The sequence below is a fragment of the Alteromonas sp. MmMcT2-5 genome (genome assembly GCF_022348315.1).
GTDB lineage: Bacteria > Pseudomonadota > Gammaproteobacteria > Enterobacterales > Alteromonadaceae > Alteromonas > Alteromonas macleodii.
The window spans coordinates 19,522-44,114 of record NZ_JAKRFB010000016.1 but is presented as its reverse complement, the minus strand read 5'-3'; the positions used below and the strand labels follow the sequence as shown (position 1 = coordinate 44,114).

13 protein-coding genes are annotated in these 24,593 nt (G+C 45.1%); 11 read left to right on the top strand and 2 right to left on the bottom strand.

What is annotated here, in order from left to right; all coding sequences use genetic code 11:
- Positions 1–207: 207 nt before the first annotated feature.
- A complete protein-coding gene (locus MHN09_RS09000; RefSeq protein ID WP_014948966.1) occupies positions 208–2,586 on the top strand; it encodes a TonB-dependent receptor in 2,379 nt (792 codons plus the stop codon).
- 229 nt (positions 2,587–2,815) lie between these two features.
- Positions 2,816–3,484 carry a response regulator transcription factor gene (locus tag MHN09_RS08995; protein WP_014948967.1) on the top strand — a complete coding sequence of 223 codons (669 nt, stop codon included), beginning with the start codon at positions 2,816–2,818 and terminating at the stop codon, positions 3,482–3,484.
- 249 nt (positions 3,485–3,733) lie between these two features.
- Here MHN09_RS08995 and MHN09_RS08990 read toward each other — a convergent pair whose 3' ends face one another.
- The gene (locus tag MHN09_RS08990; RefSeq protein ID WP_239240275.1) at positions 3,734–7,249 is read right to left on the bottom strand and encodes a PAS-domain containing protein; all 3,516 of its coding nucleotides are present in this window, start codon (positions 7,247–7,249) and stop codon (positions 3,734–3,736) included.
- A gap of 401 nt (positions 7,250–7,650) precedes the next feature.
- On the opposite strand from MHN09_RS08990, the gene grpE reads away from it, so the two are divergent.
- The 6 genes from grpE (at position 7,651) to MHN09_RS08960 (ending at position 17,862) form a co-directional block, all read left to right on the top strand.
- Positions 7,651–8,274: a nucleotide exchange factor GrpE gene (gene grpE / locus MHN09_RS08985; protein ID WP_061485368.1), complete on the top strand. Its 624-nt coding sequence runs from the start codon at positions 7,651–7,653 to the stop codon at positions 8,272–8,274.
- 118 nt (positions 8,275–8,392) lie between these two features.
- On the top strand, positions 8,393–10,321 hold the full coding sequence (dnaK, locus tag MHN09_RS08980) for a molecular chaperone DnaK (protein WP_061094681.1): 1,929 nt from the start codon (positions 8,393–8,395) through the stop codon (positions 10,319–10,321).
- A gap of 200 nt (positions 10,322–10,521) precedes the next feature.
- Positions 10,522–11,652, top strand: coding sequence for a molecular chaperone DnaJ (dnaJ, locus tag MHN09_RS08975; protein ID WP_239240272.1), 1,131 nt, complete (start codon positions 10,522–10,524; stop codon positions 11,650–11,652).
- A gap of 311 nt (positions 11,653–11,963) precedes the next feature.
- Positions 11,964–12,449, top strand: coding sequence for a cytochrome c (locus tag MHN09_RS08970; RefSeq protein WP_014948974.1), 486 nt, complete (start codon positions 11,964–11,966; stop codon positions 12,447–12,449).
- A gap of 730 nt (positions 12,450–13,179) precedes the next feature.
- The gene (locus MHN09_RS08965; RefSeq protein ID WP_239240269.1) at positions 13,180–15,768 is read left to right on the top strand and encodes a bifunctional diguanylate cyclase/phosphodiesterase; all 2,589 of its coding nucleotides are present in this window, start codon (positions 13,180–13,182) and stop codon (positions 15,766–15,768) included.
- A gap of 189 nt (positions 15,769–15,957) precedes the next feature.
- On the top strand, positions 15,958–17,862 hold the full coding sequence (locus tag MHN09_RS08960) for a propionyl-CoA synthetase (RefSeq protein WP_239240266.1): 1,905 nt from the start codon (positions 15,958–15,960) through the stop codon (positions 17,860–17,862).
- On the opposite strand, the gene MHN09_RS08955 is transcribed toward MHN09_RS08960, so the two are convergent.
- Positions 17,863–18,546: a cytochrome b/b6 domain-containing protein gene (locus MHN09_RS08955; RefSeq protein WP_044583832.1), complete on the bottom strand. Its 684-nt coding sequence runs from the start codon at positions 18,544–18,546 to the stop codon at positions 17,863–17,865.
- Positions 18,547–18,949: 403 nt separating this feature from the next.
- On the opposite strand from MHN09_RS08955, the gene dapB reads away from it, so the two are divergent.
- The 3 genes from dapB (at position 18,950) to carB (ending at position 24,490) form a co-directional block, all read left to right on the top strand.
- The gene (gene dapB, locus MHN09_RS08950) at positions 18,950–19,753 is read left to right on the top strand and encodes a 4-hydroxy-tetrahydrodipicolinate reductase (protein ID WP_014976121.1); all 804 of its coding nucleotides are present in this window, start codon (positions 18,950–18,952) and stop codon (positions 19,751–19,753) included.
- Between the two features lie 371 nt (positions 19,754–20,124).
- Positions 20,125–21,255: a glutamine-hydrolyzing carbamoyl-phosphate synthase small subunit gene (carA, locus tag MHN09_RS08945; protein WP_014948979.1), complete on the top strand. Its 1,131-nt coding sequence runs from the start codon at positions 20,125–20,127 to the stop codon at positions 21,253–21,255.
- A gap of 13 nt (positions 21,256–21,268) precedes the next feature.
- Positions 21,269–24,490 carry a carbamoyl-phosphate synthase large subunit gene (carB, locus tag MHN09_RS08940; protein WP_239240263.1) on the top strand — a complete coding sequence of 1,074 codons (3,222 nt, stop codon included), beginning with the start codon at positions 21,269–21,271 and terminating at the stop codon, positions 24,488–24,490.
- Positions 24,491–24,593: the final 103 nt, after the last annotated feature.

The window sequence follows — 24,593 nt, the reverse complement described above, 5'->3', positions numbered from 1 at the left end:
TTTAAGATTTGCTTACACTCAAAACCACAAAGTGTATACAAATCAGATAAAAAGCGTTCATAACAGACATAAAGTTTGACGTTACTTTTATCAAAATCCCATAGTACGATGGTACTACATACTATTAACAATTAATTAACTAAAGTGATTTTGACCGTAGGCAATACATCCGGCAGTGACCAGAACTTAGAACAACAAGGACTCACTATGTCTCAATCAATACACACAAATGGCTTGGTTTTACCCTACCAATCACATTCAGCCTCTGTTAGCACAGTAGAACGCAAAAGCGATTCAGTTAAGCTCCCCATTCGCAGCCTTTGTGCCCTAGCGGTGGCTAGCGTTTTAAGCACAGCGCCAGTATTTGCTCAGGATAGTCAAGCTGATGCCGATGCCGAAGCGCAAAAAGGAAAATTAGAACGCATTGAGGTGACAGCGCGAAAAACTGTAGAGTCATTACAGGAAACGCCGGTAGCTATCACGTCTATTGGTGCGGTTGAACTTGGCGAAAAAGGGATTAGCGTGCTGACTGAAGTGCAGCAGTTTTCGCCCAACACTACGCTACAAACCAGTCGCGGTACCAACTCCACCTTGACGGCATTTATTCGCGGATTGGGTCAGCAAGACCCGCTTTGGGGCTATGAACCAGGCGTGGGTATTTATGTAGATGATGTTTATATTGCTCGCCCACAAGGAGCCGTACTTGATTTGTTAGACGTACAGCGTATTGAGGTGTTACGTGGCCCGCAGGGGACGCTTTACGGAAAGAATACGATTGGTGGCGCGGTTAAATACGTTACGAAAGAAATGACCGGCGATACACAGATGAACGTTGAAGCTACGGTAGGTAGTTACAGTCAGCGTGATATCAAAGTGACAGGTCAAATACCATTGATTGAAGACACGGTGTATCTAGGCGTTGGTTATGCCAACTTAAACCGCGACGGCTTCGGCGAATATCTGGTAAGCGCGTTGCCCAATCAAGATAAAGAGAATTATAACAAAGATCTCTGGGCAGCCCGTGTAACGCTAGAAGTTCACCCGAGTGAAGATTTGTTTTTCCGTATTGGATGGGATAAGACCGAAGACACATCAAATGCGAAAGGCGGCTACCGTTTAATCCCAAGTATATTAACTGATGCGCCCGTGCCTGATTCGGTTTTCGATTCGTACACCAGCTTACCTACATGGAATAAAGTCGAGTTAGAAGGCTATAACTGGCTGGCACGATACAGAGTGAATGATGATTTAGAGCTTAAATATATTGGTTCGCATAGAGAGAGCTATTCACCTACCAACATTGATTTTGACAATACGCCCCTGCCTATCTTTGATGTACCGGCAGAGTATGACGACAGTAATGATACTCACGAGATTCAAGCGAATTATACCGGGAACGCGTTTAGCTTAGTGTCAGGGCTCTATTTTTACGATGGTGAGAGTTGCGGTAATTTTGATGCCATTTTAGGTGTGTTAGGTCAATCGCTTGGTGCCTCAGGGTTGACGCGGGAAGTGACGGGTTGTAATAACTCAGAAAGCTGGGCTGCCTATGCGCAGATGAACTATGACGTAACCGATAAGCTATCGCTTTCGCTTGGTGCCCGATACACCGATGAAGAAAAGACCGCGTTTGTAAATAACGGTCTGGTATTCGCCAATGTTTATCCTTATACCGACTGGATTGATGGGTACGTGCGTCCCGACGGACAATTAGTGCCTCAAGTACTTGGGACAGACACCGATGGCGATGAAGTGTTAGACGCGCCAGCGGTAGAGAGTTGGTCGCGCTTTACCCCGCGAGTGGGCGTGGAGTATCAAATGGACCGCGATACCATGTTCTTCGCGAGCTATTCACAAGGCTTCAAATCGGGCACGTTTAACCCTCGTGCTCAGACTAACGAGCCTGGTGTTGAACCAGAAGTCGTTGACAGCTTCGAAGTGGGTGTGAAGAGTGACTTAACCGACGCACTTCGTATGAATATCACATTGTTCTCTTACGACCACAAAGATCGTCAGTATATTGGTGTAGAAGGAGATTTGTCTGATCCAACAGCCCTCGACCAGCGACTGCGCAATGCTGCAGAAACGGCCGCGAAAGGCGCCGAGTTGGAGATGACGTGGGTAGCCACGGATAACCTTCAGTTTGACGTTGCTTACGGTTATATTGACTTTGAGATTAAGAAAAACAATGCAATCCCTCCGTTGATTGGTCTAGCAAGTACGCCAGAGAATACCTTTAATCTTAATGCCAACTACCTACTAGAAACGAGTTTTGGGGATATTACTTTCAACGCCAACTACTACTATCGCGATGATTATCTTATCTTTGAAACCAGCGATCTTATTCAGCAAGATGCCTATGGTATGGTGAACTTAAGCGCGCGCTGGGAAAGCGTTGAAGGCGACTGGTATGCTGGACTACACGTCAAAAACCTGACCGATGAAGAGTATCTGGTTGGTGGTTATGACTTTGTCACGCAAGACGATGAAGGTAACTTCGGTCCGGGCCTTGGTGGCGATACGACACTTATCGGTTATTACGGTGACCCACGTACAGTTCACCTTACGGTAGGTTATCGATTCTAAACGGTATGTTCTGAAGAAGACCAGCAACACGTTTCACGCCTAGGCCATTGCGCTTAGGCGTGCTCACGTTTGCTCGACCTCTTTCGATTGTGTTGGCCGGCGGATATGTCGAGCAGTGAAGGGCGTGGTGCGGAGCCTTACTCAATAACAGATACGCCAATAAGATTAACCTTTTTTTACCGGCGTGGTAGTATGTTGATTAACAAGGTAGTTACAAGTTGATAGCATTATGTCTGTGAAAATCTTGATTGCTGACGATCATCCTCTGTTCAGGGCTGCAATGTGCCATGCGTTAGCTAGTGTGGAGCATATCGAACTTGTAGAAACTTCCACGTTCCCCGATACGCTCACTAGTCTTGAAGAAAATGACGACATCGATCTGCTTTTCTTAGATCTCACTATGCCAGGCAATGAAGGGTTAAATGGCCTTGCTGAGGTACATGCGCTCTATCCTGATGTACTTGTTGTTGTTATTACCGCACAAGAAGAGCCTGATGTTATGGCAAAATCGTTTGCGTTAGGCGCAAGCGGTTTTATACCCAAATCAGCTTCGGTCGATTGCATTATTGACGCGGTAAATACGGTGTTAGACGGTGAAACTTGGATCCCGCCTTCAGTTCACAATGCATCAGCTACGATGCCAAATGCCACTGCATCGAATGCGAATGGCCACTCTGGCCAAGATGATTTCACAAACCGATTAAAGCAACTTACCCCTCACCAACTTAAAGTGTTGCGAATGGTATCAGACGGCTTGCTTAACAAGCAGATTGCTTACGAACTGGCCATTTCTGAGTCCACCGTTAAACAGCATGTATCTGCAGTATTGAGAAAGCTTGGTGTTATTAACAGAACCAAGGCCGGTATCGCGTTCAAAAATGCAATGCATTTAAGTTGAGCACAGTACAAAACAAGAAGTAAGCCGAGACAGCTCATATTTTTTTGAGAAGGAGTGCGCGGTTAGTCACCCGTACTTGCCTTGTTTCCTTTTTGAAAAGGCATTTTTACAATGCAGCTCGTCGTGTTCAATCGATCTCCTTACATTCCTGTGATAGCGCAAAAGTAAAAAGTATTTTGATGCAAACCCACTACCAAAAGAAGATGAAATATTTATTGCCGTACTACAAATGCGATCACGAGTTCTCTATTAAACAAGCGATTGCTTTAGCAGTCGCTTAAGTGCCGCAGGTTTTAAGGGTTTTGGCAGGTAGCTAAATTGTTGCTCCGCCGCTTCCTCTCTTATGTCGTTACTTCTGTTGGCAGTGACTAAAATCTTTAAGGCAAAACTCACGTTATTTTCAGAAAGAATCGCTGCAACGTCAAAACCGGTTTCGCCATAATTTAGGTGATAATCGGCGACGAGCACATCAAAGTGTTCTTGTGAAATGCTCGACACTTCTGCTCCGCCCGCTATCAATGTTGTACTCCCTCCCCAATCTCTCAGTAAGGTACACATTGCATTTGCCACTTGCTCGTCATTTTCTACAAGTAGAAAACGGGTGTCTTTTAAAAATGCATTGTTGTTTTTATTCGCTGAGTCTAAAGAGGGCATTTGATGGGAGTGCGAGGAGACAGGGCGAAAACGGCTGTCTAATGCGCTTTTTTGAACGCTTACTGAATTATTTGGCGCACTTGCTGAGTTCTTCGTTAATACCGATTTATTGAAAGGGGAGTCAACATGATTAGTGTTACTTACGTGCGCGGAGGGTATCGAGGCTTCGTTTTGAAATGCTCTAGATACAGCCACACTGAAGCAGCTTCCTTTATTTGGCGATGAAGTCAGCCCGACTTCATGACCGAGTAGCCGACATATCTTATCTACAATAGTCAGGCCTAATCCAATTCCTTCGCCTTTGTTGTTGCTCTCTAGCTGGTGGAACTCACTAAATATTTCATGCTGTTGGTGGTCGGCGATACCTAGCCCAGTATCGTAAACACAAAGCTTTATAACCTGCTCGGTATTTGTGATTCTTGTGCGTCTCACGCCCACCAAAATACGACCTTTTGCGGTATAGCGGACTGCGTTGGACAGCAAGTTTTGAAGCACCCGTCGCAGTAGCACTTTGTCCGAGTACACCATAACTTTGGTCGGTACATACCTGAGCTCAATACCTTTTTCCTTTGCAATGACACTAAATTCCTGCACCAATGAAGACAACATATCACTGACTGGAAATTCAGTCTTTTGAGGGGTAAGCACGCCAGCGTCTAATTTCGTCATATCAAGTAGCATTGAAAGTAAGCTCTGAGCATTGTCCAAAGAATTCACCACGCCTTCAGATAGTGTGGCCAGTTCACTGCCTTGCGTCTTTTTGCTGAGCATGCTGGCAAATAATGTTGCGGCGTTGAAAGGTTGCATGAGGTCGTGCCCAGCTGCGGCCAGAAATTTCGTTTTGCTCTCGTTAGCTTTGTCAGCGTGTTGTTTGGCTTCTTCTAATTCTGCTGTACGCTGCGCAACCCTTGCCTCCAAGTCTTCTTTTGCACTTTCTAATTCTTTTTGAATTGCTATGTATTCAGTGATATCGCTATAGGTAGTCACGTAGCCGCCACCAGGTAGCGGCGCGCCGTTAAGTTCAATCACTTTTCCGTCAGGCTGTTTGCGAATATGTTTATGACGGGTGCCTTCCAGCATGTAGCTAACGCGCTTTTCGATAGATGAGGGGCTAAACAACCCTCGGTTTGCGTTGTAGCTAAGTATATCGGTAATGGGCATGCCCGCTTTTAGAAATCCTTTAGGGTAGGCAAATAATTCCACGTAACGTTCGTTCCACGCCAGTAGCTGCAGTTTGTCATCAAGCACACTTATGCCTTGCTCAATGTTTTGCACTGACGATTGAAGTACTTCGTGGTTAAACTGAAATGACTGAGAAGCTTCTTCTACCCAGTCAACCAGTTCTGGAAAGCTATCGCTGCCTGTATCTGCTATGGCACCCAGTAATATACGAGCACTAGGTGCTCCTACTTGTGCAGCAAGCAACTTATTTACCCTGTCGATAAGCGCCTGACTGGCATAACCACTGCTAGCGGCGCGATTGACGTCAACTGATAGCTGCTTAACCAGTTGAGAGTGCGTGGCACTTTCGAGCACACGTTCGGTGAGTGCAATTAAGTCCCTCACTTTTACCAGTAAACGAGGTGTGTCGTGATTTGTGAGGAGCGTATCATTTGGCTTCATGCCACGTCTTGATGTAATCAATGCAACCGTAATGAATGTTAGGCAATTAGCCAATAAGGAAAAGGCAAAGCCCAAACCAAGCGCTTGGTCAGTGGGTGCTGGGTTGAAATAATAACTCGACAGTAAGCTTGGGTAGAGGAGGAATGCTGCCCAACATGTGAACCCTACCAATAAGGCGCAAATAGCGGCAGCTTTGTTGCTTTTCGGCCAGTAAAGACCAAACATAAGTGCAGGCATGCACTGTGCTAATAATGCAATAGCAATCACCCCGCTTTTAACCAGAGGTGCAGCCTGACTTATATTCAAGTGATACCAGAGCGCAATGCTAAGTACGACCACAACGGTAATACGACGTATAGACAGTATTTTGTTTGGCTGCATTGAACGGTTGGGCGAAGTCTTTAGTCGCGCTTTTAGCCAAAGTGGCGTGACAACATTGTTCGAGATCATTATTCCCAGCGCCAAGGTTGCAACAATCACCATGCTGGTGGTTGCAGAAAGACCTCCTATGAAAGCAAATGACGACAGCGCGATATTTTCAGCATATAAAGGTAGGGCAAGCACATACGCATCAGAGCTCGTATCCGCTGGCAGCAGCATTTTTCCTGCAAGTGCAATAGGAATAATAAAAAGGGTCATGCCAAATAAATAGAGGGGAAATAGCCACCTTGCTGTTCTAAGCTCCCCCTCACCGTTCTGCTCAACGAAGTTCATATGAAACTGTCGTGGCAAAACGAACATAGAGCAAACGCCCAAAACAACATGTGATACATAAACCCAGGGTGCGCTATCAGCATAAATGACTTCTCGAGCACTGGCATTTGAGGCGGCGTTAGACACCAAATCCAACACACCATCAAACAGATAGAAGCAAACGAAAACACCTATAGCGCACAGGGCAACAAGCTTTATAACCGATTCAAACGCTATAGTAAGTAGCAGACCGGGGTGTTTGTCGGTCAAGTTGAGTGTACGGGTACCGAAGATAATGGCAAATAATGCGAGCAAGATAGCTACGTAGATACTTAACCATGGCGTGCTTGTATGCGCGTCGTCAGTCAACAAATTTATTGATTTCGTAATGGCGTCTAACTGCAGGGCGATGTAGGGCACTACACCGAAAAAACACAGTAAAGTGATAAGCGCGGCAATCAAGTGGGAGTGCTGGTATTTAAGTGAGATGAGGTCTGCTAAAGAGCTGATGTTGTGTTGTTGACACAGTCTGCTTATATGAAGCACCACAGGAAACGCAAATGCCATAGTCAGCATAATCCCTAAATAAGTAGGGATAACTGCCCAGCCATATTGTGCTGCTTGAGAGGTAGTGGCGAAAAATGCCCAAGATGTACAATGCACGCCCAATCCAAGGCTGTACAATATTGGGTGTTGCCGGTTGTCACGTAAACGCTTATCGCCCCAAAATGCTAAAGCGAAAAGCGCGAGGAGATAACAACCAACAATAGTGCCAACCGTCCAGATACTTAGCATAGATATTCCGTCTCGTAGCGCTCGATGAGTTGAAATGGTAGTAGTGCGCTTTTCTCTGGAAATTACATTAACACGGTTTTTACACTCGTCACAGGTTCACGGAACAGGGCAGTAGATATTGGAGCTCTCCGGGCAAACAATAGGTTTAATGGCGGGGGGATATGCACCGCATTTGAGCCGAAGTGAATATACCTAGGTTGAGCTTGGCGTTAGCGAATTGACATGAGTACGTTAGTCTCATTTCCCTACTTATAAATTTTTTAGCATTACATCCACAAAAATATTGTGGATACCCTTGAACACCTTAAATCTAGCCCCATAACTAAGCGCAACAGACTTATTCCCAATAATTTTAACGTTATTGGGCAATGCCTAATTAAGAAAAACGTTTGGAGGTAGGCATGAGCGATAATCGCGACGTGCAGGCAGAACAAGAAAATACAGTTGATCAAACTGTACAAAATGCTGAAGAAGCGCAAGTAGAAGCGTCACAAGCAGAAGGCGTAGAGCTTGATGAAAATGCACAACGCATTTACGAGCTAGAAACGGCACTTTCTGAGGCGCAAGCCACAATCAAAGAGCAGCAAGATGGCGTGCTTCGCGCGCGCGCAGACGCTGACAATGCACGTCGTCGTGCAGAAGGTGAAGTAGAAAAGGCGCGTAAATTTGCTCTTGAACGCTTTGCTGGCGAATTGCTTCCGGTTATCGATAACCTAGAACGTGCGATCGAAATGACCGATGGCGACAATGAAGCAGTTAAGCCGCTTTTAGAAGGTGTGGAAATGACCCACAAAACTTTCTTAAGCACTATTGAGAAATTTGGATTAAGCCTTATTGATCCGCAGGGTGAAGCCTTTAACCCTGATTTGCATCAGGCAATGTCGATGCAAGAAAGTGCAGACCACGAGCCAAATACAGTGATGGCTGTGATGCAGAAAGGTTATCAGATTAATGGTCGTTTGCTACGCCCTGCCATGGTTATGGTATCGCGTGCACCAAGCGGCGGTGTGGATACGCAAGCGTAAGTTACGCTTTTTGCGACAAACACACAAAAATGTCAGTTTTTTTACTGGCATCTATTGAAAAGACGGGGAATAACCCCACTAAAAGTACAGTATTAAGAAAATCATTCGGAGACACAAAATGGGTAGAATCATTGGTATCGATTTAGGTACAACGAATTCATGTGTCGCAGTTCTAGACGGCGACAAACCTCGCGTAATTGAAAACGCGGAAGGCGATCGTACAACCCCTTCAATCATCGCTTACACAAACGATGGTGAAACATTAGTTGGTCAGTCTGCAAAGCGTCAGGCGGTAACTAACCCGACTAACACATTATTCGCAATTAAGCGTCTAATTGGTCGTCGCTTCCAAGATAAAGAAGTACAGCGCGACATCGACATCATGCCTTTCAAAATAGTAGGTGCTGATAACGGTGATGCGTGGGTAGAAGCAAAAGGCGAAAAAATGGCGCCTCCTCAGGTTTCTGCTGAAGTACTTAAGAAAATGAAGAAGACCGCTGAAGACTATCTTGGCGAAGAAGTAACTGGCGCAGTTATCACTGTTCCTGCTTACTTCAACGATTCTCAGCGTCAAGCAACTAAAGACGCGGGTCGCATCGCTGGTCTTGAAGTTAAGCGTATTATCAACGAGCCAACTGCTGCTGCTCTTGCCTACGGCATGGACAAAAAGCAAGGCGACAACGTTGTTGCAGTATACGACTTAGGTGGTGGTACGTTCGATATCTCTATCATCGAAATCGATGAAGTAGACGGCGAACACACGTTTGAAGTACTAGCAACTAATGGTGATACTCACCTTGGTGGTGAAGACTTTGATAACCGTGTTATCAACTACCTAGTTGAAGAGTTTAAGAAAGACCAAGGCATCGACCTTCGTAAAGATCCGCTTGCTATGCAGCGTCTTAAAGAAGCGGGTGAAAAAGCGAAGATTGAGCTTTCTTCTTCTCAACAGACCGAAGTTAACCTGCCATACATCACTGCAGATGCAACAGGTCCTAAGCACTTAGCTATTAAGCTTACTCGTGCAAAACTTGAGTCTTTGGTTGAAGACCTAGTTAAGAATTCACTTGAGCCGCTTAAGAAGGCACTAGCTGATTCAGATCTTTCTGTAGGCGACATCAACGACATCATCCTAGTTGGTGGTCAAACTCGTATGCCGCTAGTACAGAAGTACGTGACTGAATTCTTTGGCAAAGAGCCACGTAAAGACGTAAACCCTGACGAAGCAGTTGCAGTAGGCGCAGCAATTCAAGGTGGCGTACTGTCAGGTGACGTTAAAGACGTACTACTTCTAGACGTTACACCTCTGTCTCTAGGTATCGAGACTATGGGTGGCGTGATGACTGTGCTTATCGAGAAGAACACGACAATTCCAACGAAGAAGTCGCAAACGTTCTCAACTGCTGAAGACAACCAGTCTGCGGTAACAGTACACGTACTACAGGGTGAGCGTAAGCAATCAAGTGGCAACAAGTCTCTTGGTCAGTTCAACCTAGAAGGTATTCGTCCAGCAGCACGCGGTGTACCGCAAATCGAAGTAACATTCGATCTTGATGCTGACGGTATCCTACACGTGTCTGCGAAAGACAAAGACACAGGTAAAGAGCAGAAGATCACTATCAAAGCCTCTTCAGGCCTAAGCGATGAAGAAGTAGAAAAAATGGTAGCTGACGCGGAAGCGAATAAAGAGTCTGATAAGAAGTTTGAAGAGCTGATTCAAGCGCGTAACCAAGCTGACGGTATGGTTCACGCCACACGTAAACAGCTTGAAGAAGTTGGCGATGCACTAAGTGCAGAAGACAAAGCGCCAATCGAAGAAGCACTTTCAGCACTTGAAACTGCAGTTAAAGGCGAAGACAAAGCGGACATCGAAGCGAAAACGCAAGAGCTTATCCAAGCATCTAGCAAGCTGATGGAAGCGGCGCAAGCTCAGCAAGCTGCAGCCGGTGGCGCAGAAGGTGCAGAGCAGCAAGCATCTTCTGGTAAAGCAGACGATGACGTTGTTGACGCTGAATTCGAAGAAGTGAAAGACGACGACAAGAAGTAAACTGTTGTGTCAGGCCCGTTACTTAGCATGTTAGCGGGCCGTGTAAGCAGTTCAGGCGCAGCAGGAATTTCTTGTTGCGCCTTTGTTGTGTAAATGACTTGGCTTTATTGAATGTGTGTTCAGGTTATTTTCACAACAGTCAGATGTAGATTCGATGAGCATAAAATGCTTATCGACAAAAAGTAGGATATGTAAACGATATGTCGAAACGAGACTACTACGAAGTACTCGGGGTAGATAAAAGCGCAGGCGAACGCGAAATTAAAAAGGCGTATAAGAAGCTGGCGATGAAATATCACCCTGACCGTACGCAAGGCGATAAAGGCCTGGAAGATAAATTTAAAGAAATCCAGGAAGCCTACGAAATTCTGTCAGATTCGCAGAAACGTGCAGCATACGACCAATATGGCCACGCGGGAGTAGATCCTAACCGTGGTGGCGGTGGCTTCGGTGGTGGTGCCGATTTCGGCGATATTTTTGGTGATGTATTTGGTGATATCTTCGGCGGTGGCCGAGGAGGTCGTCAATTTCGCGCACGTCAAGGTTCAGACCTTCGCTACAACTTAGAGCTAACGCTTGAAGAAGCGGTTCGTGGCAAGAGCGTAGATATTCGCGTACCAACTTTGGTCGAGTGTGAAGTCTGCGATGGTTCTGGTGCGAAGAAAGGCTCTTCACCTAAGACCTGTCCAACCTGTCACGGCAATGGCCAAGTTCAAATGCGCCAAGGTTTCTTTGCTGTTCAGCAGACTTGCCCCACGTGTTCGGGCAAAGGCAAGATCATTGAAGATCCTTGTAACAGCTGTCATGGCCACGGTCGTAAAGAAAAGACCAAGACCCTTAACGTTAAAATTCCAGCTGGCGTAGATACTGGTGATCGTATTCGTCTATCAGGCGAAGGTGAAGCTGGGGAGAACGGTGCACCTCCAGGTGATTTATACGTTCAGGTCCACGTACGTGAGCACGATATCTTTAAGCGCGATGGCAACAATTTGTACTGTGAAGTACCGTTAAGCTTCACTACGGCAGCCCTTGGCGGCGAGCTAGAAGTGCCAACGCTAGATGGGAAAGTAAAACTGAAAATCAGCCCTGAAACGCAGACTGGCCGAATGTTCCGTCTACGTGGTAAAGGTGTTAAATCAGTGCGAAGTGGTGCCATGGGCGACTTAATGTGTAAGGTTGTGGTCGAAACACCAGTAAACTTATCATCTCGCCAAAAAGAACTACTTCAAGAGCTTGAAGAGTCGATGGGTAAAGCGTCAAGTAAGCATAGCCCGAAAGCGCAAGGCTTCTTTGACGGCGTTAAAAAGTTCTTTGACGATTTAACGAACTAATTGCTTAGTAGTACATACTTTATTTGAAAGCCCTCAGTTGAGGGCTTTTTTATTTTTGAAAGGCATTTAAACGCGCTCTTATGAGGGGCCAATTATCTATGCAGATTGGTATTTGTAATAGAAAGTGCTCACTTTAAGAAGGAAAGGGGGAGTTAGTCTTTTCTTTACTTACTTTTACCGCTAAAAATCTTGCGCATCATCCGACTATTCGTCACGATAACCCAAGTATCGGGACTTTTAGCTTGTTGATTACAAGGCTTAAAAGCCCGTTTGAGACCAATGAATAATATTTACCTAACAAGGGAACAGGCATGAAATTTTCAAGTAAATTGCTACTGAGCGCTGCCACGGCAGGCGCAATCTTATCAGGCTCGGTATTAGCTGCTGACGTGACAGAAGCAACGTCAGAAAAACACGCGGGAGCTGCAACACAATATCGCCAGGCCGTTTTTCAGTTAGTACGCAGTAACATGGGACCGTTAGGTGGCATGGCAAAAGGTGCTCTACCATTTGACGAAAGCGTTATGGAAACAAATGCCGTACGTCTAGAACAACTTGCTGACATGATGGGCGATTATTTATCAGTTGATACCCGTAAGTTTGACGTTGAAACTGGCGCAAAAGATGAAATTTGGGAAAATTTCTCAGATGTAGAAAAGAAAGTGATGGCACTTAAAACGGCAGCGCAAGGGCTTCAAGCAGCTGTTAAAGCGGGTGATGAAAGCGCGTACAGAGGTGCAATCGGTAAAATTGGTGCAAGCTGTAAATCATGCCATGACGACTATAAGAAGGACTAGCCCAAGCTTGTTTTTCAACACGTGAAAGCGCTCTAATATCGGGTCAGTAAGAATGTGCCTATTGCATTTTACTGACCCAAAACCTCGATTAATACTTCGATGTGTTAATTAGTATTTTATAATTAAATCATATAGATAAATTGAGAATGGCGCTGAAGCGCAGACTCGCAACCTTCCTCAAACAGCAGTGTACTTTTTCGTCCAGGGCTTTGTAGGTAATAAGCATCAGGCATCGCCACACACTACGTTTCAATACCCGGATTGCGTGTACCGCAAAATATATCAATGAATAGCGGGCCAAAATGGCGGAATTAGTATCTCCGTTTAGCGATGTCGGCAAACTGTTTCTAGCGCGCTAAGCTCAGTAGTGTTAGATCCTGTTCAGATAAAAGAGCTCGCAAGTACTATCCCGGATTTCAAATAGTTAATTCGTAATAATAAGAACTTTCCGCGGGTTCGAAACGTTTCAATGGGTTTTTTCTGGAAATTTGTACAATTCTTGGCTATGTTAAACACTCAGGCTTGGCGATAATTTTCTTCGACTGAAGGTACGCGTTTAGGTCCCCAATCTTCGCAGGTCCTGCTTTTAAAAAATATAAAACAGCTCGTAGACAACTGAAACAGCAAAACTTGTAACGCGCTTAAAACCACGACACAACTTTTCATCCTTTTATTGTCGTGCTGCTATCGTTTGTGCTGAATTCGAAGAGATATCAAAAGGTTTGCTTAGATGGATTTACGCAGTGAACGCATGTTGTCAACCATGCGCACAACACAGCAAAACATTTCTGTGTTGCTCAATGAAAGTCGAACGAAAACAGAGGCTCTGTGTATATTACTTGCCTCGGTAAACCCTAGCAATGGAAGAGCAACGGTATTATCTTGCGACGTAAACCACCTATCATTAGAAGCCGAGAGTGTTGTTTTTCCTTCACATGTATTGCTCATGCTCCCGCTTACACCTTTGAGCGCTCCAATACCTTGCAAAGATTTTATCTTTCCCCCTTCACTCGAACATTATGCTGATAGCTATGTAGTAGTTGCTACCGTGCGAGATATGCAAAATGAAGTATTGGGTGTTGTTCTCACTTTTGTACGCCACAGTGTATTGAGCCCTCTACAACATACATTGATAGATATTACGCGCCAAAAAGTAGAGCTTAGTTACCAATATGAGCTGGCGCGTCATCCCTATTCAGACAAGTTATCCGAACAGCTTGCCTTGTTAGAAGAGGTGAGTTCAATTTCTAAAGTGGGCGCGTGGGAGATTGACAGATTCACAGGCGTACTTTCTCTGACTGAGGTGATGAAAGCCTTATTAGGCTTACCTCGTGTAAAAAGCGTCGGCATTAATGAAGTGCTCGATATGCTTACCTCGAGTGATAGAAGAGACTTAAAGCAGCGCGTTTTTAAAGCGCTTAAAGAAGATAGAGAGTTCGTGAAGCACTTTGAATTTCACGACAAGCAAGGTCGCAGAAAAAGTATAAAACTAACCGTGTTCTTACAGGTTCAGCGAGGAAATGCTAGCGGAATTAAATTAACCCGGCTTTATGGCGCAGTGCAGGATGAAACGGAAATACAGCGTCTATCGGATTCACAACATAACTACACAGATTATCTGACCAGTTTATTGAATAATGTGGATAGCGTGGTGTTAAGCATAGATGAACATGGCACTATTCTAACTGCAAATGAACGCGTTTATTCTGTATTAGGCTTTGAGCCCGAAGAGCTGATTGGCCAAGATATAAAATTAATATCAACCAAGGTGCAAAATACCGATGCGCCTTCTTGTTTCATAAACATACCAGCGGGTTTAGCATGGTGTAGCGAAAATGGCTCGGTAAACGAATGTCTTCGCCATAAAAATGGTAAACGTATTGCCTGTGAAGTTAATTTGTCGAAATGCTCTGTACATAATCAACAATTAATTATCGCCTCAGTGCGCGATATCACTAATCAAAACCACGAAATTGAGCATTACAAACAACTCGCTTTAATCGATACGGTGACAGGTCTTCCGAACTTACACCAATTTGAGCGATACCTTGGCGATAAAGCTCATGACGACAAGTCATCTAAACCATTTGCCATGTTTATGCGCGTTGCTATCTGTAACATAAAAGAATACGAAAATGCGTTTGGGGAGCCAACGATAGATTATATTCTGAGAATTTTGGCCAGTCGCTTCATTCGCATATTCGAAATTAACAAGCGCAATTCAGCCAGTATATTCAAATGTGAGAGAGGTGCTTTTTATATTCATCTTCATCAATATTTTAGTGAAGAAGCACAGTCTCTAAATGCTGCACACGATTGCGCTATTCTTATCCACGATCACGTGCTAGCGCCAATAACCCTGCACAACAGCCTCTTAAATATTGAAACGCAAACCATAAGTTGCACGGTTCCAACAAAGCATTTTTCGTTTAAAAAGATAAAAGAACTATTGTCGAGAAAACCTTTAAGAGAGGTAAAAAATACTTCTACTTTTAAGTCGGAGCACGAGTATTTTCATGTTAATGCAATTGATATCGAGCGGTACAATTACATTAAACACTCTCTGAGCAGGGCTATTTCTAACAACGAGTTATATATTGAGCTTCAACCTCAATACGATGCAACGCAGAGCGTTATAAGCTCAGAGGTGTTGTTAAGGTGGAAGCATCCTCATATGGGTACAGTAAGCCCTTCTGAATTCATTCCTATTGCCGAAGAGAATGATTTTATTGCTGAACTCGGGCTTTGGGTGTGTAACGAAGCCTGCGGGTTACTTAGTGAATGCCAGTCAAAGAAAATTAACACTAAGTTGTCTGTTAATATCAGTGCAAAGCACTTAGCGCGAGCTGATTTTGTGAGTAAGTTTGTCGCAATAGTAAATAAGTGGCGAGTGTCACACAAAAATTTAACTCTAGAGCTCACTGAAGGTGCATTGATAAGAGGGGTGAGCGTTATTCAACGTCGCGTTAGAGAATTAGCGGAACAAGGGTTTAGTTTGTCTATCGACGATTTTGGTCTTGGTGACTCAAATTTAAATTATCTTCAAGATTTGCCAATTACCGAACTGAAAGTAGACAGGGTATTTGTCGAAGCGATGGAAGGCTCGCAGCAAAAAACATTATTGGTTACAAGTATTTGCAACATGGCCAAAGCGTTACACATAAATACCGTAGCTGAGGGAATAGAGACAACGGGTCAATTAGATCAAGCTAAGGCATGTGGTTGCGGAGCATTTCAGGGATATTACTTAGATAAACCCATGAGTGTAGATGATTGGAAAAGTAAAATTAGTGAGAAGCAATATAAAGAAGGTAGTTAACCTTACGCAGTCGAGGGCTTATTCAAGTATGCGTTGAAACAACCTCTTCGACACCTCTTGTTATCAAATGGATAGATAAAGTTTAAATTTATGTAAATCAATTTGTTAGTCGATCTACGCCTGAAGTCTTATTAGTAGATGTCATGTAACTATCGTAGGGTGAAGATAAACCCTACTCAGGACATGGTTATGACTTATAAAGATGAATATATTGCCTCGACCCAGCACCCCGATGAGTTTTGGTTAGAACAAGCACAAAAGCTAGCGTGGTTTCAACCTCCTCAAAAAGGATGCCAACCTACAGATAATGATTACTTCGACTGGTTTAGGGGAGGGCAGCTTAACACCAGCTATTTAGCACTTGATCATCACGTAAAAAATGGTCGTGGCGATAAAACCGCGCTTATTTATGACTCACCTGTTACACAAACCACTCAGCACTTTACTTACAAAGAGCTATTAAACCGTGTTGCCGAGTTCGCAGGCGGCTTATCTCGCTTGGGTGTGACGAAAGGCGACCGCGTGATTATCTACATGCCCATGATCCCGCAAGCAGTGATCGCGATGCTTGCTTGCGCCCGTTTGGGAGCTGTGCACTCTGTGGTGTTTGGTGGCTTTGCCGCAAATGAGCTTGCAGTACGAATAGATGACGCAAAACCGGTAGTTATTGTTACTGCGTCATGTGGCATTGAAGGCAATAAAGTTCTACCGTACAAACCTCTTGTTGATGAAGCAATATCATTAGCAGAGCACAAACCACAGGCATGCGTGTTGTATCAACGCGCTCAGTTAATTGCTGAGTTAAATGAAGCAACTGACCACGATTGGCTCTCTCTGGTTGAAGCTAGCGTGCCAGCTTCTCCTGTTGCCGTCGATGCAACTGACCCGCTTTATGTTCTTTATACTTCAGGTACAACCGGTAAACCCAAGGGGGTCGTTCGAGATAATGGCGGGCACGCGGTTGCTCTTCATTATTCAATGGGCGCGATTTACGGTATTAGTGAGAACGATATTTTTTGGGCTGCATCGGATGTTGGTTGGGTGGTCGGTCATTCATATATTGTCTATGGCCCGCTCATAAAAGGCGCAACGACGGTACTGTACGAAGGAAAGCCCATTGGCACTCCTGATGCCGGTGCATTTTGGCGTATGATAGAGTCTCACAAAGTGAATGTGCTTTTTGCAGCTCCAACAGCATTTAGAGCGATACGAAAAGCGGACCCTGATGCTGAGTTTTTATCTAAATACAATACGTCGAGCTTGCGTACCTTATTTATGGCGGGTGAACGTCTAGATCCACCAACATATTTCTGGGCGAGCGAGAAAGTAGGTGTTCCTGTTATCGACCATTGGTGGCAAACCGAAACTGGCTGGCCAATTTGTTCAAACCCGATGGGGCTTGAGCCAATGGCTACGAAACCCGGTTCATCAAGCGTGCCTACACCTGGGTTTAACGTAAAGGTATTGCAAGGAGCTGATGAACAGCAAATAACCGGTGAAAAAGGCGCTATTGCTATCAAGTTACCGCTTCCCCCAGGTTGTTTGACAACGATTTGGCAAGACCATCAACGGTTTGTTGATGGCTATTTACGAGAATTTGAAGGGTATTACAGTACCGGAGATAACGGGTACGTAGATGAAGATGGCTACGTATTTATAATGGGTCGCACCGACGATGTCATAAACGTTGCCGGGCACCGGTTATCTACCGGTGAAATGGAAGAAGTGCTTGCAGGACATCCTGCCATTGCTGAATGTAGTGTAATAGGCATCCATGATGCACTGAAAGGGCAATTGCCAGTTGGCTTGGTACTGCTAAAAGACGGCGTTACCGTTGATGAACAGGCACTTGAGCAAGATTTGGTTCAACGGGTTCGAGATAAAATCGGGCCAGTGGCGTGCTTTAAGCGAGCCATCGTCGTCAATCGTTTACCCAAAACCCGTTCAGGTAAAATACTCCGCAAACTGCTGCGTCAAATTGCAGCCAATGAATCTGTTGCCGTACCCTCAACCATCGATGATCCGTCAAGCGTAAGTGAGATTGAGACGCTCATGCGAGAGAAGGGCTTGGTCAACAAGCCCACGGCTGTTTAGCTAGTAGTAATATTCATCTGCCTGTGGAGCTGGCGGGTATACTTCAATAGCCACATATACAGCTGCTGCGGCGATGAGCGCCACAACAAAAGCACGAAGAATTCGCGAGTCAGTAATACCTGCTGTTGCTGACTCCTTATTGCCATGCACCATGGCAGGAACCAATTTTTGCTTCTTATACACGCTGTAAAATATTACCGCGCCTATATGAAGTGCGATAACGTAAAGTAACACATCAAAGGCAAGGTGATGCAGAGTGTTCATTAGCGCTAGTGTTTCTTCTCCGGCTAACTGGCGATAGGGACCGTCTAAGAAAATATCATCGGTCATGAACAATCCCGATACCGCTTGTATGGTAAGCAACACTAGCATAACGACGACAAACCATCCGCCTAAAGGGTTGTGGCCAATAGCGGGTTCGGACTGCCTATTAAATAAGGTTTTTATATAATTGAAAACCTTTCTGGGACCAGTAATAAAGCTACTGAACTTCGCGTGTTGCGTACCAACAAATCCCCAGATTATGCGGAAAACGATAAGGAATAAGGTGAAGTACCCAATGTAAAAGTGCCATTGCACTTTGTTTTCAAGCCATTCAACTGTTGCATATTGCGCTAAAAGGCTCGCTACAATAAGCCAGTGAAAAAGCCGGGTGGGAATATCCCATATAAGAGTTTTTTGCATAGTAAATTTAGTTGGGTTGTATTCTGACTTATCCACACTTGCCGTTCAGCGGTGACGAATAAGTACTCGGTCATCTGTTAATTGCCATAGCGTCGCTTAACTTACTCTATAAAACAAGTAGGCCCAACGGCAGAAAACCTCTGTTTGTCTTAGTGTTGCAATTAGGACATGTTGATCTTTGCATCAAAAATGCGCAGTAAAGCTCAACATGTCCTAAGCATCGTGTACTGAATTTTTTTACATCCGAGCTTGAAGTTTTGGCAAAGAACTATGCAGATTGGTAGTAGTTAAATCTTACCGATTCCTTGTTATGCCTATTTAATATGAATCTCACATTGCAATAGTGACGGCATTTGGCAAAATGCCTCACAGTTGAAGGTTTATAAAAGTGTAAAACGAAAAAATGAAAGTAGGATTATTTGGCGCCAACGGGCGTATGGGACGGGTTTTAGTTGAAGCGCTAGATTTAAGTGACGATGCACAACTTAGCGTGGCAACGGTACGCGATGATTCACCTTGGGTTGGACTAAATGTGGGCGAACTTGCGGGCATTGGCAAAAAAGACGTTGATTGTACTGCGCTATCAGATTTAAGTGGTAATGATGCAGATGTAATGATCGATTTCACCCTGCCTTCGGTTATTGAAAGTAATCTTACGTGGTGCGTTAAAAATAAAATGCCTGTTGTTATTGGAACTACTGGATTAAACGATTCACAGTTAGCGGCACTCGACGAAGCAGCAAAGCATATACCTATCGTATTTGCGGCTAATTACAGTGTGGGCGTAAATTTAATGCTTTCCCTAGTTCGACAAGCTGCAAGTGTGCTGGGTGAAACGGCTGACATCGAAATAACAGAAGCACATCACAGATTTAAACAAGACGCGCCTTCTGGTACAGCCATGGCCATTGGTGAAGCCATTGCCGACGAATTGGGCCGTGATTTAAAAACCTGCGCTGTATACGGCAGAGAAGGAAAAGAGCCTGAACGCGACCAAGGTACTATTGGCTTCGCAACAATTCGAGCCGGAGACATTGTCGGTGAACACACAGCCTTATTTGCAGATATTGGTGAGCGCCTGGAGATTACGCACAAGGCATCAAGTCGACTTACTTTTGCGAAAGGTGCAGTGCATGCAGCAAAGTGGTTGTATGGAAAAGAACCTGGTCTATACTCCATGGTTGATGTACTGGATTTAAAGCTATAGGCGTTTTTATGCCAGTATGCTGTAGCTAAATTAGCAGGCGAGCTTGAGGGCGTTATCAAAGTGTTAAACTAAAGTTGCACTTTAAATGAGCAATAAGCCGTACTTTCGGTGGTTCTGCGCAAAAATGGTGGTATAAGCGGTATTTTAGTAAATTATTACAAATAAATTTGCCATTTTCGGTCAGTGATGTATACTCGCCGGAATTTGCCAGAATTTCGTATTCTGAGGCCGCCAAAATGGCTGAAGAGTGCGGTTTTATTAGCTGCAAAGATCGTAAAACGGGATGTATTGTTATCAATAACTCCCGTTTTTTGTGGGGTTTGTGCAGAAAACTGCACAAACACATAGTTATCCTTAATCTGGAGGTTGACTTGGCTAATTCTGCCCTTTTGGTGTTAGAGGATGGTTCTGTTTTTAAAGGTACGGCGATAGGCGCTACAGGCTCCGCCGTTGGGGAAGTCGTTTTTAATACTTCCATGACCGGCTATCAAGAAATTCTCACCGACCCATCCTACGCTGAACAACTCATCACCCTTACTTATCCACACATTGGCAACACCGGCACTAACGAAGAAGACGTCGAAGCAGATAAAATCTGGTCGAAAGGTCTAATCATCCGTGACCTACCTCTTGTTGCTAGTAACTTTCGTCAACAGCAAACTTTGTCTGAATACCTTAAAGCGAAAGGCGTTGTGGGTATTGCCGACATTGATACACGTCGCTTAACGCGTATCTTGCGAGACAAAGGTGCACAAAACGGCTGCATTATTTGCTCTGATGAATTAGACGAGTCTAGCGCACTAGCGCAAGCAAAAGCTTTCCCTGGCCTTAAAGGCATGGATTTGGCAAAGGTAGTAAGTATTACTGAGCCAAAAACATGGACAGAAGGCAGTTGGGAACTTGGTAAAGGTTATGTAACACCAAGCGAGTTCAAATATCACGTTGTTGCTTTTGACTACGGTGTAAAAAATAATATTCTTCGCATGCTAGCTGACCGCGGTTGTAAAGTTACGTTAGTACCAGCGCAAACGCCTGCTGAAGACGTACTAGCCATGAATCCTGATGGTGTATTTTTGTCAAATGGCCCAGGCGACCCAGAGCCATGTGACTACGCAGTAACCGCAATCAAAACTATCGTCGAAACCGGTACGCCTGTATTTGGTATTTGTCTTGGTCACCAGCTACTTGCTATCGCAAGTGGTGCGAAGACAGTGAAGATGAAGTTTGGTCACCACGGTGCAAACCACCCGGTTAAAGACCTTAAGCGCAATGTAGTTATGATCACTAGCCAAAACCACGGTTTTGCAGTTGATGAGTCTAGCTTGCCAGATAACCTAGAAGTAACTCACATTTCGTTGTTCGACAAGTCGCTGCAGGGTATTCACCGCACCGACAAGCCTGCGTTCAGCTTCCAGGGTCACCCTGAAGCCAGCCCAGGTCCTCATGAAGCGGCACCGTTATTCGACCACTTCATCGAACTTATTGAACAACACAAGCAGTAGGAATTAGCCCGCTATGCCAAAACGTACCGACATACAAAGTATTCTTATCATTGGTGCTGGCCCTATTGTTATCGGCCAGGCTTGTGAATTCGATTATTCAGGCGCGCAAGCGTGTAAAGCCCTTCGAGAAGAAGGCTACCGTGTTATTTTGGTTAACTCTAACCCAGCAACCATTATGACCGACCCAGAAATGGCAGATGCGACTTATATCGAGCCTATTCACTGGGAAGTAGTTCGCAAGATCATTGAAAAAGAACGTCCAGATGCCATCTTACCTACAATGGGTGGACAAACTGCGCTTAACTGTGCGCTAGAGCTAGACAAGCACGGCGTACTTGAAGAGTTCGGTTGTGAGCTCATAGGTGCAACGGCAGATGCAATCGATAAAGCAGAAAACCGCGAGCGCTTTGACAAAGCAATGAAAAACATCGGCCTTGAATGTCCACGTGCGGAAATCGCGCACAGCATGGATGAAGCGCACGATGTACTAAGCCGCATCGGTTTCCCTTGTATCATTCGTCCGTCTTTCACCATGGGTGGAACCGGCGGCGGTATCGCGTACAACATTGATGAATTTAATGAAATTTGTCACCGTGGCTTAGACCTTTCTCCTACCAACGAGCTGCTTATTGATGAATCGTTGCTAGGTTGGAAAGAGTACGAAATGGAAGTAGTGCGCGATAAAGCAGACAACTGCATTATTGTATGTACTATCGAAAACTTCGACCCTATGGGCGTGCATACCGGCGACTCAATCACAGTTGCTCCAGCACAAACCCTGACTGACAAAGAATTCCAGCTAATGCGTAATGCAGCGATGGCTGTACTGCGCGAGATTGGTGTTGAAACCGGTGGTTCAAACGTACAGTTCGGTGTAGATCCGAAAACTGGTCGTGTAGTAATCATCGAAATGAATCCTCGCGTATCGCGTTCATCAGCGCTTGCTTCGAAAGCAACAGGTTTCCCAATTGCGAAAGTAGCAGCGAAACTTGCGGTAGGTTATACGCTAGATGAATTAGCAAACGACATTACAGGTGGCCTAACGCCAGCATCTTTCGAGCCGTCTATCGACTACGTAGTGACTAAGATCCCACGCTTTAACTTTGAGAAGTTTGCCGGTGCTAACGACCGACTGACTACTCAAATGAAGTCGGTAGGTGAAGTGATGGCCATTGGCCGTAACCAGCAAGAATCACTGCAAAAAGCCCTTCGCGGTCTTGAAGTAGGTGCGACAGGCCTTAACCCAATGGTTGACCTTGAAGACCCTGAATCACGCAATAAAGTGGTTTATGAACTTCGTCAGCCTGGTGCAGAGCGCATTTGGTACATCGGTGATGCATTCCGTATGGGCATGACGGTTGAAGAGGTATTTAACCTTACCAATATCGACCGCTGGTACCTTGTACAGCTTGAAGATCTTATTCTTCTTGAAGCTAAAGTAGCAGAGCTTGGTTTACCAGGTATTGATGCTGACTTTATGCGCGCACTTAAGCGTAAAGGCTTCTCTGATGCGCGTCTTGCTGAGCTAACCAAAGTGGCAGAAAGCGATATTCGTGAAACCCGTCGTGACTTTGGTATTTCTCCTGTCTACAAGCGTGTAGATACTTGTGCAGCAGAATTCTCTACCAGTACAGCTTACATGTACTCAACGTATGACGAAGAGTGTGAAGCAGCGCCAACTGACAAAGACAAGATCATGGTTTTGGGCGGCGGTCCAAACCGAATTGGTCAAGGTATTGAGTTCGACTACTGCTGTGTTCACGCGGCGCTTTCAATGCGTGAAGACGGTTACGAGACCATTATGGTTAACTGTAACCCTGAGACAGTATCTACCGATTACGACACATCAGACCGTCTGTACTTCGAGCCAGTAACGTTGGAAGATGTACTTGAAATCGTTGCTAAAGAGCAGCCTAAAGGCGTTATCGTGCAGTATGGTGGCCAAACGCCACTTAAACTTGCCCGTGCACTAGAGGCGGCGGGTGTACCGGTTATCGGTACCTCACCAGAAGCGATTGACCGTGCCGAAGACCGTGAGCGCTTCCAGCAAATGGTGAACAAGCTTAACCTCAAGCAGCCGGCGAATGCCACGGTAACTAACGTTGAGCAAGCGCTAACTATGGCTAAAGAGATTGGCTTCCCGCTAGTGGTTCGTCCAAGCTACGTGCTAGGTGGTCGTGCGATGGAAATCGTGTATGACCTCAAAGATCTTAAGCGTTACCTTAATGAAGCGGTTAAAGTGTCCAACGACGCGCCAGTATTGCTAGACCGTTTCTTGGATGATGCTATTGAAGTTGATATCGACGCTATTTGCGACGGTAAAGACGTAGTGATTGGCGGCATCATGGAACACATTGAACAAGCGGGTGTTCACTCTGGTGACTCTGCGTGTTCATTACCTCCACACTCGCTTTCAAAAGAGATTCAAGATGTCATGCGCGAACAAGTTAAAGCCATGGCGCTTGAACTTGGCGTAGTCGGTCTGATGAACACACAGTTTGCGATTAAAGATGGTGAAGTATACCTAATCGAGGTTAACCCTCGTGCAGCACGTACCGTTCCATTCGTTTCTAAGGCAACGGGTGTACCTCTTGCTAAAGTTGCAGCACGTGTAATGGCTGGCGTGAGCCTAGCCGAGCAGGGCGTAACAGAAGAAGTGATTCCACCTTTCTACTCTGTGAAAGAAGTGGTGCTTCCATTTGCTAAGTTCCAAGGTGTTGATCCACTGCTAGGCCCAGAGATGCGCTCAACGGGTGAAGTAATGGGCGTTGGCGATACCTTCGAAGAAGCCTATGCTAAAGCTAACTTAGGTGCGGGTGCGCCACTACCTAAGCAAGGTAAAGCGCTTATTTCAGTACGTGATACCGACAAGCCTCGTATGATTGCTCTGGCAAAAGCGTTGGTTGAAGCGGGCTTCAGCATTGAAGCTACCCGCGGTACAGCTACCGAGCTTTATGATGCAGGCATCATGAGTACTGTGGTTAATAAGATGTCTGAAGGCCGCCCTAATATTGTTGATGCAATCAAAAATGGCGAATACGCGTATTTGATTAATACAACAGAAGGTCGTCAAGCCATCACCGACTCAGTGTACATTCGTCGTGAAGCCTTGCTAAACAAGGTAACCTACACCACGACAATGAACGCAGCGTTCGCAACTATCCGTGCTAAGTCTGCTGATGACCGCAATAAAGTGGCGTCAGTTCAAGAACTACACGCTAGACTCAAACACTAATGACATACGCTAGGATACGAGGTATCCTAGCAATATTACATTTGTGTGATCGAATAAAAAGTGCGCCTTCGCGGCGCACTTTTCTGTTTAAATTACTAGCTAA